At 48.4% G+C, this 15,884-nt stretch carries 13 protein-coding genes, 1 tRNA gene and 2 pseudogenes; 9 read left to right on the top strand and 7 right to left on the bottom strand.

Features of this window, described 5'->3' with window-relative positions; translation table 11 throughout:
* Nucleotides 1–3: 3 nt before the first annotated feature.
* The 8 genes from AC5JR3_RS22405 (at nucleotide 4) to AC5JR3_RS22440 (ending at nucleotide 8,489) form a co-directional block, all read left to right on the top strand.
* Nucleotides 4–1,065: a sulfate/molybdate ABC transporter ATP-binding protein gene (locus AC5JR3_RS22405; RefSeq protein ID WP_495848772.1), complete on the top strand. Its 1,062-nt coding sequence runs from the start codon at nucleotides 4–6 to the stop codon at nucleotides 1,063–1,065.
* Between the two features lie 342 nt (nucleotides 1,066–1,407).
* Nucleotides 1,408–2,610, top strand: a complete 1,203-nt coding sequence (locus AC5JR3_RS22410; protein ID WP_495848773.1) for an aminotransferase class V-fold PLP-dependent enzyme — start codon at nucleotides 1,408–1,410, stop codon at nucleotides 2,608–2,610.
* A 17-nt stretch (nucleotides 2,611–2,627) separates the two neighbouring features.
* Nucleotides 2,628–2,924, top strand: a complete 297-nt coding sequence (locus AC5JR3_RS22415) for a GNAT family N-acetyltransferase (protein ID WP_495848774.1) — start codon at nucleotides 2,628–2,630, stop codon at nucleotides 2,922–2,924.
* Between the two features lie 203 nt (nucleotides 2,925–3,127).
* Nucleotides 3,128–4,213, top strand: a complete 1,086-nt coding sequence (locus tag AC5JR3_RS22420) for a glycosyl transferase (protein WP_495848775.1) — start codon at nucleotides 3,128–3,130, stop codon at nucleotides 4,211–4,213.
* Nucleotides 4,214–4,226: 13 nt separating this feature from the next.
* Entirely contained in the window at nucleotides 4,227–4,790 is a 564-nt protein-coding gene (locus AC5JR3_RS22425) for a hypothetical protein (RefSeq protein ID WP_495848776.1), read from the top strand.
* A 13-nt stretch (nucleotides 4,791–4,803) separates the two neighbouring features.
* Entirely contained in the window at nucleotides 4,804–5,040 is a 237-nt protein-coding gene (locus AC5JR3_RS22430; protein ID WP_495848777.1) for a hypothetical protein, read from the top strand.
* A 184-nt stretch (nucleotides 5,041–5,224) separates the two neighbouring features.
* Nucleotides 5,225–5,650, top strand: coding sequence for a secondary thiamine-phosphate synthase enzyme YjbQ (locus tag AC5JR3_RS22435; RefSeq protein WP_495848778.1), 426 nt, complete (start codon nucleotides 5,225–5,227; stop codon nucleotides 5,648–5,650).
* Between the two features lie 58 nt (nucleotides 5,651–5,708).
* Complete coding sequence (locus tag AC5JR3_RS22440; protein WP_495848779.1) at nucleotides 5,709–8,489, top strand: PAS domain S-box protein; 2,781 nt, start codon at nucleotides 5,709–5,711, stop codon at nucleotides 8,487–8,489.
* 79 nt (nucleotides 8,490–8,568) lie between these two features.
* On the opposite strand, the gene AC5JR3_RS22445 is transcribed toward AC5JR3_RS22440, so the two are convergent.
* On the bottom strand, nucleotides 8,569–10,059 hold the full coding sequence (locus AC5JR3_RS22445; RefSeq protein WP_495848780.1) for a YcjF family protein: 1,491 nt from the start codon (nucleotides 10,057–10,059) through the stop codon (nucleotides 8,569–8,571).
* 424 nt (nucleotides 10,060–10,483) lie between these two features.
* On the opposite strand from AC5JR3_RS22445, the pseudogene AC5JR3_RS22450 reads away from it, so the two are divergent.
* A pseudogene (locus AC5JR3_RS22450) lies at nucleotides 10,484–11,678 on the top strand (RNA-guided endonuclease InsQ/TnpB family protein).
* Between the two features lie 162 nt (nucleotides 11,679–11,840).
* Here AC5JR3_RS22450 and AC5JR3_RS22455 read toward each other — a convergent pair.
* The 6 genes and pseudogenes from AC5JR3_RS22455 to AC5JR3_RS22480 all read right to left on the bottom strand — a co-directional run bounded on the left by AC5JR3_RS22455 (nucleotide 11,841) and on the right by AC5JR3_RS22480 (nucleotide 15,648).
* Nucleotides 11,841–11,917: transfer RNA gene (locus tag AC5JR3_RS22455), tRNA-Met, on the bottom strand.
* Between the two features lie 93 nt (nucleotides 11,918–12,010).
* Nucleotides 12,011–12,964, bottom strand: coding sequence for an asparaginase (locus tag AC5JR3_RS22460; protein ID WP_495848781.1), 954 nt, complete (start codon nucleotides 12,962–12,964; stop codon nucleotides 12,011–12,013).
* 83 nt (nucleotides 12,965–13,047) lie between these two features.
* Entirely contained in the window at nucleotides 13,048–13,548 is a 501-nt protein-coding gene (locus AC5JR3_RS22465; RefSeq protein ID WP_495848782.1) for a CGLD27 family protein, read from the bottom strand.
* Entirely contained in the window at nucleotides 13,548–13,982 is a 435-nt protein-coding gene (gene rsfS / locus AC5JR3_RS22470) for a ribosome silencing factor (protein WP_495848783.1), read from the bottom strand. Before rsfS ends, AC5JR3_RS22465 begins: the two co-directional genes overlap by 1 nt.
* A 112-nt stretch (nucleotides 13,983–14,094) precedes the next feature.
* Nucleotides 14,095–14,199: pseudogene (locus tag AC5JR3_RS22475) on the bottom strand (bis(5'-nucleosyl)-tetraphosphatase (symmetrical) YqeK); the annotation flags it as partial.
* A 219-nt stretch (nucleotides 14,200–14,418) separates the two neighbouring features.
* A complete protein-coding gene (locus tag AC5JR3_RS22480) occupies nucleotides 14,419–15,648 on the bottom strand; it encodes a glycosyltransferase family 4 protein (RefSeq protein ID WP_495848784.1) in 1,230 nt (409 codons plus the stop codon).
* Nucleotides 15,649–15,884 lie beyond the last annotated feature (236 nt).

The following is a 15,884-nucleotide window of genomic DNA, read 5'->3' on the forward strand; positions in this document are numbered from 1 at the left end:
CTAATGAAACTTTTAGTGGACATCCAGAAACCACTGCCAGCGCTGACCCTAGAAGTGGCATTCACTGTAGAGAAAACGCTCTCCATTTTAGGTGCTTCCGGTTCCGGCAAAAGTATGACTCTGCGCTGCATTGCTGGACTAGAAACTCCCAAACGCGGTCGAATTGAATTAAACGGGCGGGTTTTGTTTGACTCCCAAAAAGGCATTAACCTACCGCCACGCGATCGCCGCATCGGCTTTTTGTTTCAAAATTATGCCCTGTTCCCCCATCTCACTGTCGCTCAAAATATCGCCTACGGCTTACCCAAGCTGACATCAGCTCAAGCTCGCGCCTGTGTTGCCGAACACATTGCTTTAGTGCAGCTACAAGGTTTAGAACATCGCTATCCGCAGCAATTATCCGGCGGGCAGCAGCAGCGAGTCGCTTTGGCGAGGGCGTTAGCGAGTCAACCGGAAGTGCTACTGATGGATGAACCGTTTTCGGCACTGGATACTCATCTGCGAGATCAGCTAGAAAAGCAACTAATTTCAACCCTAGCGACTTATCAAGGAGTCACTTTATTTGTGACCCACAACCTGGAAGAGGCGTACCGAATTTGCCAAGATTTGTTGGTGATTGAACAAGGAAAGGCGATCGCTTACGGTGCTAAACATCATATTTTCGACCGACCTACCACAAAGCGGGTTGCCCAATTGACCGGATGCAAAAACATCTCTAACGCTGTTGTTACTGTTACGTCTCAAGTAGAAGCAACAGGCTGGGGCTGCACTCTCCAGGTGATCGAATCGCTCCCCGACTCCCTCTCCCACATCGGAATTCGCGCCCATCAGCTCACTTTCACCAACAACCCAAATCAGGAGAATACTTTCCCCTGCTGGCTGGCTCAAACCAGTGAAACACCCCACCGGATGACGCTGTATTTAAAGCTGCATTCCTCTCCCACCAGCCCCCAAGACTACCATCTGCAAGCAGAAGTCTTTAAGGAAAAATGGCACATCCTCAAAGACCAACCTTTTCCGTTGTACCTGTACTTAGACCCAATGCGATTGATATTGATGAAATGAAATAATATTTTTTTATAGCAAAAATTTGATAGTTAAACAAAGCATTAAGCCATGATTTTTTTACGAAATTAAACTAAACCGATAGAACGTCTATTTGAGTAGTTTTAATTTAGACTCAAACCTCCATCAATTATTAAGTGTTGCGGTTCCCTCAGAGGGAAAGGGGAACCGGATTCCTGCTCCCTTTTGCGCGTCGGCGAGGGCGTTGGTGTGGAATCATGATCCATAAAGCCGCTCAGGTGGTGGGGGTCGATATTGAAGTAGCAATGGGGCGGACTTGGCATGAGAGTGCGGTTAAGCGAGAGAATTAAGATTCAAGGAGTAATTAAGCACCGTTAGGATATGACTGGCATTTTTCCCGCCCAGAGTAGCATTGACCTGCATCGACAACAATTTCCGGCGTTGGCGAATAAAGCCTATTTCAACTTTGGGGGGCAAGGAACGCTGCCCCAGGCGTCGCTAGATGCAATTAGTCAGACCTATCAATATATCCAGCACAATGGGCCGTTTTCCACTGGGGTGAATGCTTGGCTGATGGAGGAAGGGAATGCCACGCGAGAAGCGATCGCCTCTGAGTTGGGCGCACCGACATCCAGCATTACCCTCACGGAAAATGTCACGGTTGGCTGCAATATCGCCATGTGGGGCATTGATTGGCAAGCCGGAGATCATCTACTTATGACGGATTGCGAACACCCCGGCGTTATCGCCACAGCCTACGAACTGCAACGCCGCTACAATATCGAAGTTTCTACTTGCCCCATCCTGGCAACCCTGAATGAGGGTAATCCGGTAGAGGTGATCGCAGAGCATTTGCGATCGCGCACAAAATTAGTCGTCCTCAGTCATCTGTTGTGGAACACGGGGCAAATCTTACCCCTGGCGGATATTGTCGCCGCTTGCCGCAACCATCCTACCGCTGACGCTCCCGTGCGAATCCTCGCTGATGCTGCCCAGTCAGCCGGTTCTCTCCCCCTCAACTTGCCAGAATTAGGCGTGGATTTTTACGCCTTCACGGGGCATAAATGGTTCTGCGGGCCGGAAGGGATTGGCGGTCTTTACGTGCGTCCTGATGCCTTAGAAAGCCTCCATCCAACCTTTATCGGTTGGCGGGGCATCACCTTCGGGGAAAAAGGCGAACCGACCGGATGGAAGCCCGATGGACAGCGCTATGAGGTGGCGACTTCCGCTTACCCCTTGTATGCCGGATTGCGTGCAGCGATCGCTACTCATTCTGCCTGGGGAACCCCTCAAGAACGGTACGAGCAAATCTGCAAACTCAGCGAGTATCTCTGGCGCAAACTTTCCCAACTCGATCAGGTTCACTGTCTGAAAACTTCCCCACCCGAAGCCGGACTGGTTTCCTTCCAACTCACCAATGGTAAGCCCCACAAGCAATTAGTGCAGTCTCTAGAACAAAAAGGCTTTTTGCTGCGAACCCTCGTCGATCCTGACTGCATCCGCGCCTGCGTCCACTACTTCACCCTCCCCTCAGAGATTGACCAGTTGGTGGAAGCCGTAGAAAGTATGAAGGATGAAGTATGAAGTATGAAGGATGAAGTATGAAGGAAGTTGGTGAATCGGTGAGTCGTCATCTCCCCATCACCCCTGTTCCCCTAATACATGAGATTACTGTGTTTGAAAGCAATATGCATGAGGAGCGATCGCCATTGAGTGAATTCAAAATTACGGCTTGGGCGTTTACTCATCCTCAAGTAAATCGGGTAATTGCGGAGACATTGCCAGAACTGACGCCATCAATCCGTGTTTTAGAAAAGAATCGGTTCGTTAATATTGGCGAGGGTTCGGAAAGCGGTGTGATTCGTTTTGAGCTTCCGCGTGCTGTTTTTGAAGGTTAGTTTCAAGCAGGATGAAAGATATAAATGCTGAGTCCTGATGGGGGTGGGTTTAATGAACCACACCAGGCACAGAGGACGCGGAGATAAGAGAAGGAGAGGGGGATGAGGGGATGGGAAGATGTTAGCGTAGCCCGGAGATAAGGTGATGGGGAGAATATCCCTTACACTTCATACTTCATATTTCATACTTCATACTTTAATCAATGACTCGACCTGTTCTTTACATCGCCATTACCAGCCACGGATTCGGTCATGCGGTGCGTGCGGCTTCTGTTGCGGCGGCGATTCAGCAACTATGCCCAGATATTTTGCTGGTACTGGTGACAACAGTACCGCGATGGTTGCTGGAGTCTTACATCCCTGGTGACTTTATCCATCGCCCTCGTGCTTTTGATGTGGGGGTAATTCAGTCTGATAGTTTGACTATGGATAAAGCCGCCACCCTAGAGAAGTTACAGGAGATTCGGCGATCGCAAAATGCCATTATTAGGGGTGAGGTTAATTTTATCCGGACGAATCGGGTGGGGTTAATCTTGGCAGATATCCCGCCTTTAGCTGCCTCAATTGGCAAATCTGCGGGGATTCCTTGCTGGATGCTCAGTAATTTTGGCTGGGACTTTATTTATCGAGATTGGGGAGGAGAGTTTGGGGAAATCGCCGATGGGATAAGTGAGTGTTATAGCCAATGCGATCGCCTCTTTCGCCTTCCTCTACACGAACCGATGTCGGCTTTCCCAGAAATTACTGATGTGGGTTTAACCGGAGGGATACCGCAGTATACGCCAGAGGAATTGCGCGATCGCTTTTCCTTAACCGCCCCTACCGATAAAACTATCTTGCTAACCTTTGGCGGTTTGAGTTTAGAAGCAATTCCCTACGACAACCTGCACGCCTTCCCGGATTGGCAATTCATTACCTTTGACCAAAAAGCGCCGATTTTGCCTAATTTACTCAAAATTACCGGGCGGCATAACTATCGCCCTGTTGATTTTATGCCCATCTGCGGGCGAGTAGTCTCTAAACCCGGATATAGCACCTTCGCAGAAGCCTTGCGGCTGGAGGTTCCGATTGTTTCCCTTACCCGCGAAGGCTTTGCAGAAGCCCCATTATTGATCGAGGGTATCCAAAACTACGCCCATCACCAAATTCTCGCTCCCCAGGAATTTTTTAGCAGCCGTTGGGAATTTTTACATCAAACTCCCCAACCGCCTCGCCGTCAAGAGATGATAGAGAAACATGGCACAACAGCGATCGCCCAGGCTGTTGTCAATCATTTCCAATCCTCGTAAGTGATGCCCCTCCATGATCGCCGCCGTTGATTCCCTGTCAACCCCCCAAGAAGTCACAGAGACGATAGAAAGCCCCGCAAATACTACCTTTTCTCCTATCACCCTTGATCTGGCTGCTCAAGATGTCCGTATGGTTTTGTCACAGCAAAGAGAACGCAGTCAAAGCTTAACAACCAAGTTAAATATTCTCTTTGTTACCAACGGAGCGTTATTTACAAGCTTGATGATTTCTCGGCTAGCATTTTTTCCTAGTGTATTTAGCATTACGGAAATTCTGGGATTTTTACTAAACTTCACGCTGCTGATTAATGCATTTCTGCCGCGTCAGATGGCAATCAGCCCCAATCTTGGAGATAACAAGTTTCTGGAACGCTATCTGACGTTATCACCGGAGGAATATCAGCTACAAATGATGGTTAATTTAGTGGAAACCTATAATGCCAATAAGCAGCGGCTAGAAGACATTTCCTCTTCCTTGAAGTATTCTGCTTACGTTACCTGGTGTATTGCTTTGATTCTTACCCTGCATATCGTGGCAGCTTATTTTATCTCTGCGATTGACCTGAAAAGTTTTTAGCTAGGCTTAGACTATGAGTTCCGAACGAGCTGATATACCCTCATCTAGCGAACCGCTGAAGCTGCCGAAGCCAGATCCGGACAATATCACGGTGCTGACGAATACCCTACCCAACACGCCGATCCTGCCTTGGAATCATTACGACTCTCCTTGGCATGAGGATGAGGACGAAGAGAACACCGAGGCACTAGAAGATGTTGGGGAATCTGACGAACCATCAGCAGCCACAGAACCCTTCCAGGAAGATTGACAGACTCTACCCGTCGTTAATCGCCTTCGGGGGCGTTCTGTGGCGGATTTTGGTGATACCAGTTCGCTAGCCTAAGAGTCCACTTCAGAGTCTGAAGTCCGGAGTGGGTAAGATAGATAGAATCTTGCTGAGTCTCAGACGAACCTTAGAGAACGGTGCGAGGTCTCAATTGAGCGATTTATCTATGAATCACTATCAACAACTGCTGAACGTTCAAACAACTGGCAAATCTTTGCAAAAAATCACCAATAAGGTGCAAGCTGTCGTTGCTGAATCTGGCATAAAAACAGGTCTTTGCACGGTATTTTTACGCCATACTTCTGCTAGTTTACTGATTCAGGAAAATGCTGACCCAGATGTTCTGAAAGATTTATCCAACTTTTTTGCCAAACTAGTACCAGAGGACGGCAAAAGCTATATCCACAGTGCGGAGGGCCCAGATGATATGCCTGCTCATATCCGCACCGCCCTCACCAAAACATCAGAACAAATTCCCATTGCTAATGGGAAGTTACTTCTGGGAACCTGGCAGGGGATATATGTTTGGGAACACCGACAGCGAGGACATCACCGAGAAGTGGTGATTCATGTTTCTGGGAATAATCTCTAATCAGAATCTGCTGGCATAACGCTCACAACAATTCAGTTTTCGTCAAAGGATCAGTACTATGATGTATTGCCTGAACAATGCCGAGCTGTTCCAGCAATTTTTGGAACATACACCAACGGCGGTGGCAATGTGCGATCGCGAAATGCGTTACTTGCTTGTTTCTCGGCAGTGGCTCAGGGAACATAGACTAGATGAACAAAACTTGATTGGGCGATCGCATTATGACGTTTTTCCCCAACTGAGCCAAGAGTGGCGACAGTATGCCGAGCGGTGTTTGGCAGGAATAGAGGCAGGCTACAAGCTAGAGAATGGGATTAAGTGGCAATGCCAACCCTGGCGGGATAGTACGGGTGAAATTGGCGGATTAATCTTGAGCGTTGAGGCGTTAGCCACCGACACCAACATACCCACCCATGACAGCGAAGTCGGAACGCCTACCCAGCCAGGTGAAGCCCAGTTGCGGCAGTACCAGGAACAGCTCGAAGATTTAGTCGCAGAACGCACGGCAGCTCTGGCGGCAGCTAACGAACAACTCTCTTTAGAAATTGTTGAGCGTCAACAAGCGGTGCAAGCTCTACAGCAAAGTGAGGCTCGCTTCCAAAAATTTGCAGCGAATGTACCCGGAATGATTTATCAGTATCGGTTGCATCCCGATGGCTCTCATGCTTTTTCTTATGTCAGTCTCGGTTGTCGAGAATTGTACGAACTAGAGCCAGAACAAGTTCTACAGGATGCTACCTCTGCTTTCGGCTTGATTCATCCTGACGATCGCCAAGAGTTTGAGGAATCAATCGGTATTTCCGCCCAAACCTTACAACATTGGCAGCAGGAAAACCGCTTGATTACCCCGTCAGGTCGCTTGAAGTGGGTACAATCGTCTTCTCGACCGGAAAAACAAGTCAATGGGGATATCGTTTGGGACGGATTGGCGATTGATATTAGCGATCGTAAACTCGCAGAAGAAGCGTTGCGCGACTCCCAACAGATGTTGCAGTTGGTCATCAACAATATCCCTCAAGGCATTTTTTGGAAGAATCGCCACTCTGTGTTTTTGGGATGCAATCAAGCCTTTGCTGAGGCGGAAGGATATGAGAGTCCCAGCGATATTATTGGCAAAACAGACTACGAGCTATCAAACAACAATCAGCAAGCCGAACTCTTTCATGCCGTCGATCGCCAGGTGATGAAAAGCAATACGCCGATTTACCACCAAATTAAACAGCTACGGCGGCGCGATGGGAAACTAAGCTGGATCGACAGCAGTAAAATCCCCTTGCGAGATTGTGCTGGCAATGTGGTCGGTCTACTTTGCTCGTTTGAAGATATTAGCGATCGCAAACTAGCAGAAGAAGCCCTACATCGCAGCAAAGCCCAACTCCGAGAACTAGCTCAACGGGAACAATTGCTCAACCGTTTAGCCAGAGAAATCCGGAACTCTCTGGATTTGGATACGGTACTAGCAACCGCCGTGCAGGAAATTCGTAACTTGCTACAAATCGATCGCTGTACCTTTGCCTGGTATGTACCGCACGCCGATCTCCCGGTGTGGAACATTATTAAGGAAGCCAAGAATCCGAGCCTTCCCCCAACGCTGGGTGATTATCCTGCTGCCATGCTGGGTTCAGTCACTGAGCTACTGTTAGCGCAAACCCTTCTGCAAACCGACGATGTGACAGCAGTTGAAGAACCGCTTCACCAGGAGTTTTTACAGCAATTGGGATACACATCGCTGCTCAGTTTGCCGATTCGGACTCGTTCCGGTCAAGTTGGGGTAATTACTGTAGGACACTGCACTGAGCCTCATCCTTGGACGGAGAGTGAGGTGGACTTGCTCAAAGCCGTGACCGATCAGTTAGCGATCGCTATTAACCAAGCCGAACTCTACACCCAAAGTCGCGAAGCTGCCGCGATCGCCCAACGACAAGCGCAAGAGCGAGAAGCCACTCTCAAAGAACTGCAACAGACTCAATCCCAGCTTATCCAAAGCGAAAAAATGTCGAGCTTGGGTCAACTCGTTGCTGGGGTGGCTCACGAAATCAACAATCCTGTTAACTTCATCTACGGCAATCTCGCCTATGCCGATGAATACACCCAAGACATGCTGCGCTTGCTGCAACTCTATCAGGAACAATATCCTCAACCGACACCCACAATCTGCGACGCCACTGCCACTGTTGACTTAGATTTCCTCCGAGAAGATTTACCCAAACTGCTCAACTCTATGAAAGTTGGGGCAGAGCGAATTTGCGAGATTGTACGCAGTCTCCGCAATTTCTCGCGCCTTGACGAAGCGGAGATGAAAGAAGTTGATATCCACGAAGGTATTGAAAGCACCCTGCTAATTTTGCAAAGCCGCTTCAAAGCCAAACCCGAACATCCGGCGATCGAAATTGTTAAAGACTACGGCAACTTGCCCCCAGTACAATGTTACGTCGGACAGCTTAATCAGGTCTTCATGAATCTGCTGGCAAATGCTGTTGATGCGATTGACGAACAAAATTCCACCAGAAGCTTAGAGGAAGTCATCGCCAATCCTAGCCAGATTCGGATTAGTACAACCGTAAAAGACAATAGCCGCATTGCAATTTCTATTCGCGATAATGGGCCAGGAATCACAGAAACGGTCAAAAATCAACTTTTCAATCCTTTTTTCACCACCAAACCCATTGGTGTAGGAACAGGACTGGGATTAGCGATTAGTTACCAAATTGTTGTGGAAAAACACCAGGGTCAATTAACCTGCTCCTCCCAGGTTGGCGAAGGAGCAGAATTTACGATTGAAATCGCCATTCAGCCAGAAATTGAGGCGAGAAATAGTCAGAGCGCGATCGCTGTCTAACAAACCTCACCCCTTGTTCAACTCCCGGAATGAATCAACGGTAGGCGAAAACTTTCCCTTTGCCAACGCCGCCTTGAAATTAACTACTCAACGCCTCAGAACCCGCAATTTTCTCTGATGAGGCTTCTGGCATCAAACGCCCGACACTTTGCTTGACGAATGACTGCAAGAAGGCAGCGCGTTGATTTTGCTGGAAGACTTTTTGCAGGGTTTGTCCGAGTTTGTGGAGATTGAAAGGACTCTCATTTGCTGTTTCCAGGTTAATCTCTTGCTCTTGGAAGTATTCAATCAAACTCAAACCCGCAATGCGAGTCAGATAGGCGGCACTCACCCCTTGTACGGCACCGCCAGCCACAAAGGTGAAGACGTGGCTCTTGAGAACGCCTGCAATGGTTGAAGTTGAAAGTTCTACCAAACCTAGCTTGAGCATCAGACTTCCCAATGTACCCGCCGCGTTCTGAGCTTGGGGAAGGGAAAACTTTTGTTGATAAATTGCCCCTAAATCCATCACTAGTTGACCGTTAATCGCGGCAGTTGCTAGTAAATCCAGCGCCGGAACGGGATTGGCAAAGGCAGCAGCAGCAGCAACGATTTGATATTGGTCAATCACGGGTATGGCGCGATCGCGTCTGACTTGATTTAAAACAGTCTTCACCTCACCTTTTAGCGACGTAGCTTTGCGCCAGGTGGTACGCCACACCAACTGCTGGCTTTCTTGAGCAACAATTTGGCTGAGGTGTTCTGTGAGGGAATTTAGTTGAGGGGGTTGTGGCTCCAACCACTCTCGCATGGCACCATCTGGTTGATGCTGGCGGACTTTGACGGGGCTTGGTGCTGCGGCGATCGCGACTACATTTTCTGCTCCCAAAACATCTAAAAGCCGCTGTTGGAGCTGTTCTAATACTGTTGCCCGTTCGGGGGGTAAATACTGGTCTTGCTTATTAAATACCAAAACAAGCCGCTGATTAGCCGCCGCCAGTTCCTGTAGCGTTTTAAACTCGGTATCGGTAAGATCGCCCGCAATGACAAATAAAACCAAGTCTGAACTCAGGGCAGCTTTCTTGGCAGCGGTGTCAGTGGTTTCTTCGGCATCTGTGCCGACAAATAAGGCGCTGGTTTCCGTTGCACTAATCTTTTGACTTTGGGAAGGAATCCAGCTTGTTTCTAGGGCTTGTAGCAGGTGGGTTTTGCCAACTCCCTTACCCCCTGTGACTACCAATCGTAGCTCCTGCCGCTCTAGCTCTGCTTTCAAGGGAGTCAGCTGCTGCCGTAGTTGAGCATTTACCTGATAACTTTCGGCTTCTATTTCCAAGTGAGCGATCGCTGTTTCGGTTTGGGCGATCGCTTGCTCGACTGTCTCTCGATTTAGAGGCGATGAAACCGTTGACGGTTGTGCAGTATTGGCGGTTTTTTGCTGAAACAACCAAAAGCTAGTGCCCACGGCAAGTAAGCCTAGCATCCCAAACTCCCCGAATGCTGCCATCGAGTGATGCAAGCTCTGTAATAGCCACAGTGAAAACGATAGACTTACTCCACCGACTAACAAAGGTCGCTGCAATTTCATCGCCATTTTTCCTTCCCCCAAGCTACTGCCACTAAGTCTGACTCCATTAAAGCTGAAGTTTTGGCAGATCTCCTTTTCTCTATGCTAAGCCTTGCAGGGCTAGATCTCCGAGGAAGATTAAGCCAGAGCGATCGCCACTTTGCTCCAATAGAGGCGGAGGAATACAGATTCCCTAAGAATTGCCAATTTTAACAATCCTGCTGCACCCCTAGCTGAGTTGTACCAATTCTCTAAATGCTGGCTACAGATACTTTTCTTGCTCTCCCTCTTTTTAGGGGGTTTGGGGGATCTCTGTGTAGGCTCTTAGGGAAATAGTATTACAAAAAAAATGGGTTTAAAGCCCCGTCCTTCACTTCGGCAAGCTCAGTGACCACTAGGACGGCTTTTTATTTATAGCCACAGATAGCTATAAAGACGCTATCATACATCCATGATAATCCTGGAGTTTAAGTTAAAAGGTAAACAGCAGCAGTATCAGATCATTAACGACATGATCCGCACCGCGCAGTTTATCCGTAACAAAGCTCTAAGATACTGGATAGACAATCAAAACGTTAAACTAGCTGACCTATACAAACAGTGCGCCGTATTGGCTAAAAAGTTTGAATGGGCGGGTAAACTTAACTCAATGGCACGTCAAGCTTCGGCAGAACGCGCCATTTTTGCTATTCAACGTTTCTTTGCCAATTGCAAAGCCAGCAAGCCTGGAAAGAAAGGATATCCACAATTCAAGAAATTCACACGTTCTGTGGAGTACAAAACTTCAGGCTGGAAGCTTTCTTCTGACAAAAGAAGATTAACTTTCACAGACGGCTTTGCCGCAGGTACCTTTAAACTGGTTGGTTCTCGCGACCTACACTTTTATGCCCCAGACCAGATAAAGCGGGTGCGAGTTATCCGTAGAGCGGATGGCTATTACATTCAGTTCTGCATCAGTGTAGAGCGGACTCTTATAGGTCATCCCTACAGGCAAGGCTGTCGGGATAGATGTGGGGCTGAACCACTTCTTGACCGACAGTACTGGAGCGACGGTGCCCAACCCACGCCATCTCCGTAAAAGTGAGAAGGCACTCAAGAGGTTGCAGCGTAGAGCGTCGAGTAAAAAGAAGGGGTCAGCCAACCGCAAAAAAGCCATTAACAGATTAGGGAGAAAACATCTCAAGGTCAGTAGGCAACGTAAAAACTTCGCCATTAAGACGGCGTTGTGCGTAGTGAAATCTAATGACTTCATAGCCTACGAAGATTTGCAGGTGAAAAATATGGTAACAAACCATAAGCTTGCTAAGAGTATCAGTGATGCTGCTTGGTCACAGTTTGCTCAATGGTTGCAATACCTGGGGAAAGTTTACGGGAAAACAGTGGTTGCTGTTGCCCCTCAATATACTTCGCAAGATTGCTCAAATTGTGGAAAAACCGTCAAGAAATCACTTTCGATGAGAACTCATGTTTGCGGTTGTGGTGCAACACTAGACCGCGACCACAACGCTGCATTGAATATCTTGGCAAAAGCTCTGCGGCAAGCAGGAATTGAGCTAAATACGGCGGGGCACGCCGGAATCTACGCTTGGGGACAGACCGACCTCTGCTCGTTGATGGTGACATCATTGAGCAAGCCGACTGATTGAGCCAAGAATCTCCGTGGACTTCGGCGTGAGCTCAGTCGAACGCTTCAGCCCGGAGAGTGTCAATTTGTCCAGGATTGTAATTCCCTAAAGAGGCTGTCTCTGTTGTCAGTAACTACAAAAAAAAGCCCTGCAACTTGTACAGAACTTTTTTTATGTTTTATTTGGTGGCGGGAGGCGGATTTGAACCACCGACCTTCGGGTTATGAGCCCGACGAGCTACCAGGCTGCTCTATCCCGCGTCGCTTTTCTTACTATAACGCACAATTCCCATTTGTGGCAAACTTTGGGGAAAATTAATTCCAGCTTCTGACTGAAGCCATACGACCTGCGCCTTAGAGCAGGGAAAGTTCGCCAACGACATCTAAGCGTTTAAATTCGCTCAACTCCATAAACTGTTCGGCGAGAGTTTCCGACACAGCAGGAGTCAGCCAGCCCAATTGCTTGAGCAGGTGGATAGCGACAGCGTACTTAGCGCGTTTGGCTCCATCCATCGCTTTAATTGCCAATCCCATCCCTTCACCGACGCGACCGATACATTGAATACCTTCGGCACCGGATTTACTGACGAGTTCTCCTTCAGTTAAGCGCATCAGTTCTGTGTCGAATGCCCCAGAACCAGCAACCATTTGGGGATGATGGGTCATCGCACGGACAATGCGTTCTAAGTCCAAGCGATCGCCGGATGCGAGTTGAGCATACAAGGCTCCCATTTGCCCCAACTGCATGAAGTAGGTCGGTGCGCCACAATCATCGTGGGCACTAATAAACTCTTCTCCTGGCATTCGCAGCAGTTCCGACACTTGGCTCAAAATCAACTTTTGTACCGGGTGTTGGCGCTGCAAGTAGGTGTTGAGCGGAAAATTGCGCTGTTGGCATACCGCTAACATTCCCGCATGTTTACCGGAACAGTTGTGTTGCAGTGGGCTTTGCTTGCCTTCTGGTATGGGACATTGCAAGACCGATGGGTCAATATCACTGCGCCAAAGGATGTTGAAAACTTGCCGTGCTTGTTCAGTGTTTCCTTGGTGGGAACCACACATGACGGCTAAATCTTTATCGTTTAAACCATAGCGTTCCATGGTTCCTGTAGTGGTGACAGCCAGAGCCTGAAATGGCTTCAGGGCTGAACGAATAAAGGCGGCTGTCTCCGCATTCCCGGCAACAGATAGAACACGTCCCCGCTGATCGCAAATTACAGCTTGGACATGATGGGTGGATTCGATGATGCCTTCCCTTAAGAGACGGACTTCTAAATCCGGTGATGAAGTGCGTTTTCCCCTTGTCATGGGTAAGACTTTAACACTGGAAGGGGACAATACAGAACTACTTCAGACAAAATTGGTGCCAACTAATAGAAATTTGTCAGGGTTTACACAAAATTCCAAACGATACTCCCACCAAAGAGCAATAACACGAGTAAACCAAACGTCCGCTGCAAACGCTGCAAAATCGGCTGAATTTGGTAGGAGACGATTAAGCGATCGCGGGTGAGGACTTCTTCCGGTTTTGTCCAGGTTTGTCCATCGTACCAGCCGGACTCTTCGTAGAAAATCGTTTCTTTCATCAAGCGATCGCGTACGTAAGACCAACCCAAATACAGCCGCAGCACCAACAAGGAGACAAAAATTCCCGCCCCGGCTGACCCACACAGAAAAAACTGCCCCCAGTGCTTTTGGGGGGCAAAACTCGCTGCTGCTATCGGCCCTGCAATCAGCCAACTCCAACCCCAAACCCAAAGGAGTTTGGTGCTGTAACGGCGCAGGTCAAGGGTAACCCATTGAAAAATCCAGGATTCTTTGAGGGATTGGTATTCGTTTAGGGGTTGCTGTTCCGAGGGAACAGGACAGATAGAAGCAGGAGATTTCATCATCAGTTTTCGTCTAGTTCGGGGTTTTTACTTTGGAAGTCAATCTGTTCGGCGTGCCCCCAGAATGCCTCTAAGTTGTAAAATTCCCGCTCTTGAGGCAGCATGATATGAACAATCACATCACCGTAATCTAAGAGTATCCAGCTTCCCTCAGCTTTGCCTTCAACGTGTATAGGCAAGCGCTGCCACTCTTGTTGCAATTTATCTTCAACTGATTGGGCGATCGCTCGCACCTGCACCTTAGAAAAGCCCGTGGCGATCGCAAAGTAATCCGCCAGATAGGAAACCTCTGCAACCCGTAGTACGAGGATATCTTCCCCTTTACGGTCTTCAATCGCCTGAGCAACGGTCAAAGCCACTCCCTCGCTATTTTCCATTTTTTGGGGATGGGTGGCGATTAGAGTCGAAGAGTAAGGCATTGAAAATTGATCTGACATTAAATTCTCATTTCCTCTAGTGAAACTGAAACTTTAGACATTGGTGAGTTTAGGCGTGTTTTGACGGTCAAGGGTAATAAAAAATGAATATTCCACTCAACAAATTTTAAGCTTTCTCTAATTCTGGAGTGTTACCGCGACTGGGTTCAAGAGTGTTGGTAATAAACACTACATAGCTTAATAAACTGATGCCAGGGCGTCCCCAAGTATGGCTACGGTCGCCATGAAAACCTCGACTGCCGCGATTGCTCTCCTCATCGCTCTGTTTCCACGCTCACGCTGACATTCCCAGGGATTGGAGGCATTGTTTGGGAATGCGATCGGCTAACCAGGCTAGAACCTGATGGCGATTTACAACGTAAGAACTCATGGCAACAGCGAAGATTTGCGGGTGCGCGATCGCAAACAGCAATAGTAGGCTTTACTCTATTTTAACTCAACGTTTTTGGAGGGTAGCAAAGAGTTCTTCATAGCGGTTTAACGCCTGCTCAAAAGCATAATTTTCTACCGCATACTCCCGGTTCTTCTTGCCCATAATCGCTGCCTTCGCCGGATTGTTATACAGCTCCAAGATTGCCTCTGCCATGGCGGCAGGGTCTTCTGGAGGGATAATTGAGCCGCCACCACTTTGCTGGATTGCTTTGGCGGCTGTGCCGTTGGCAGGAACAGAGGCAATAATTGCCCGACCGCTTGCCAGCAACACTTGAATTTTCGACGGCATATTGAACGAAATCACATTACGCTTTTGCACCACCAATCCCACATCTGCCGCCGATAGCATGTCTGGTAATTTTGGGCGCGGTTGAAAAGGAATTAGTCTGACATTGGTTGCGCCGCAAGTATTACACCAAGCCTGCAATCGCTCCAATGCTTTCTCTTCGCCGACAATAACAACGGCAATGTCAGGAATGTGTCGCAGGTGAACCGCCGCCTCAATCACGGTTTCTAAGCCTTGGGTAAGGGCAATATTACCGGAATAAAGGACGACAAACTTATCCTTCAGTTCGTAGGTGGCGCGAAATTCGTTGTTTTCTCGGGGTAAGGGACGAATGAAATTGACATCAACCCAGTTGGGAATTTGCACAATTTTTTGAGCGGGAACCCCTTTGCTGCGGAGGTTATCCACAAAGCCATCGGCAATGACACTAATCTTGGTGGCGGTTCGGTAGGCAAATTTTTCCAAGATTTCAAAGATGCGAATCAGTTTGGGATTCTTCAGCAAACCGACGTGAACGGCAGCATCAGGCAAAATGTCCTGAAGATTTAACACAACCGGACAGCGGTGAATCCAGCCCAAGAAGGCAGCCGGAAGCGCCACAGGTAAGGGAGGAGCGGTGAGGAGAATGATATCTGGACGCTTTCCTTTGAGGGCATGGAAAAAGCTTGTAACCACAAAGCTCAACTCCAGAAGCAAGCGGTCGAGCAAAGAGGGTTTGGGGCGAATCCAGATGTAACTGCGTTGAATAGCCACTTGATTGGTGAGTTCAGTCAGATACCACTTTCCTCGGTAAGCAGGATAAATCTGACGCTCAGGATAGTTGGGCATCCCCGTCACGACACGCACTTGGTGTCCTCGACGTGCTAACCCTTCGGCTAGTTCTGTAATCAGGGGAGCAATCCCAATCGGTTCGGGAAAGTAATTGTACGTATAAATCAAAATTCGCATAGATCAACCAGAACTGCAATCTTCGTGGATGCTGACTGAGCGATCGAAGCCCCCCTTACCCTACAGCCTAACTGCTGTATCTTTGGGTGTGTTTGAAGTTTCATTGAAATTTGTTGTTGTTTCTGTCAAGTTTCTAAAGACACAACCGAAAGATAAGTTGTTTTCCGACCAATTCTCACCGCTAGGCTTGTGACGAAACTTTGGGGCAAGACAGGTGGTCAACCTGTAAGCCAAAA

It is taken from the genome of Kastovskya adunca (genome assembly GCF_059505785.1).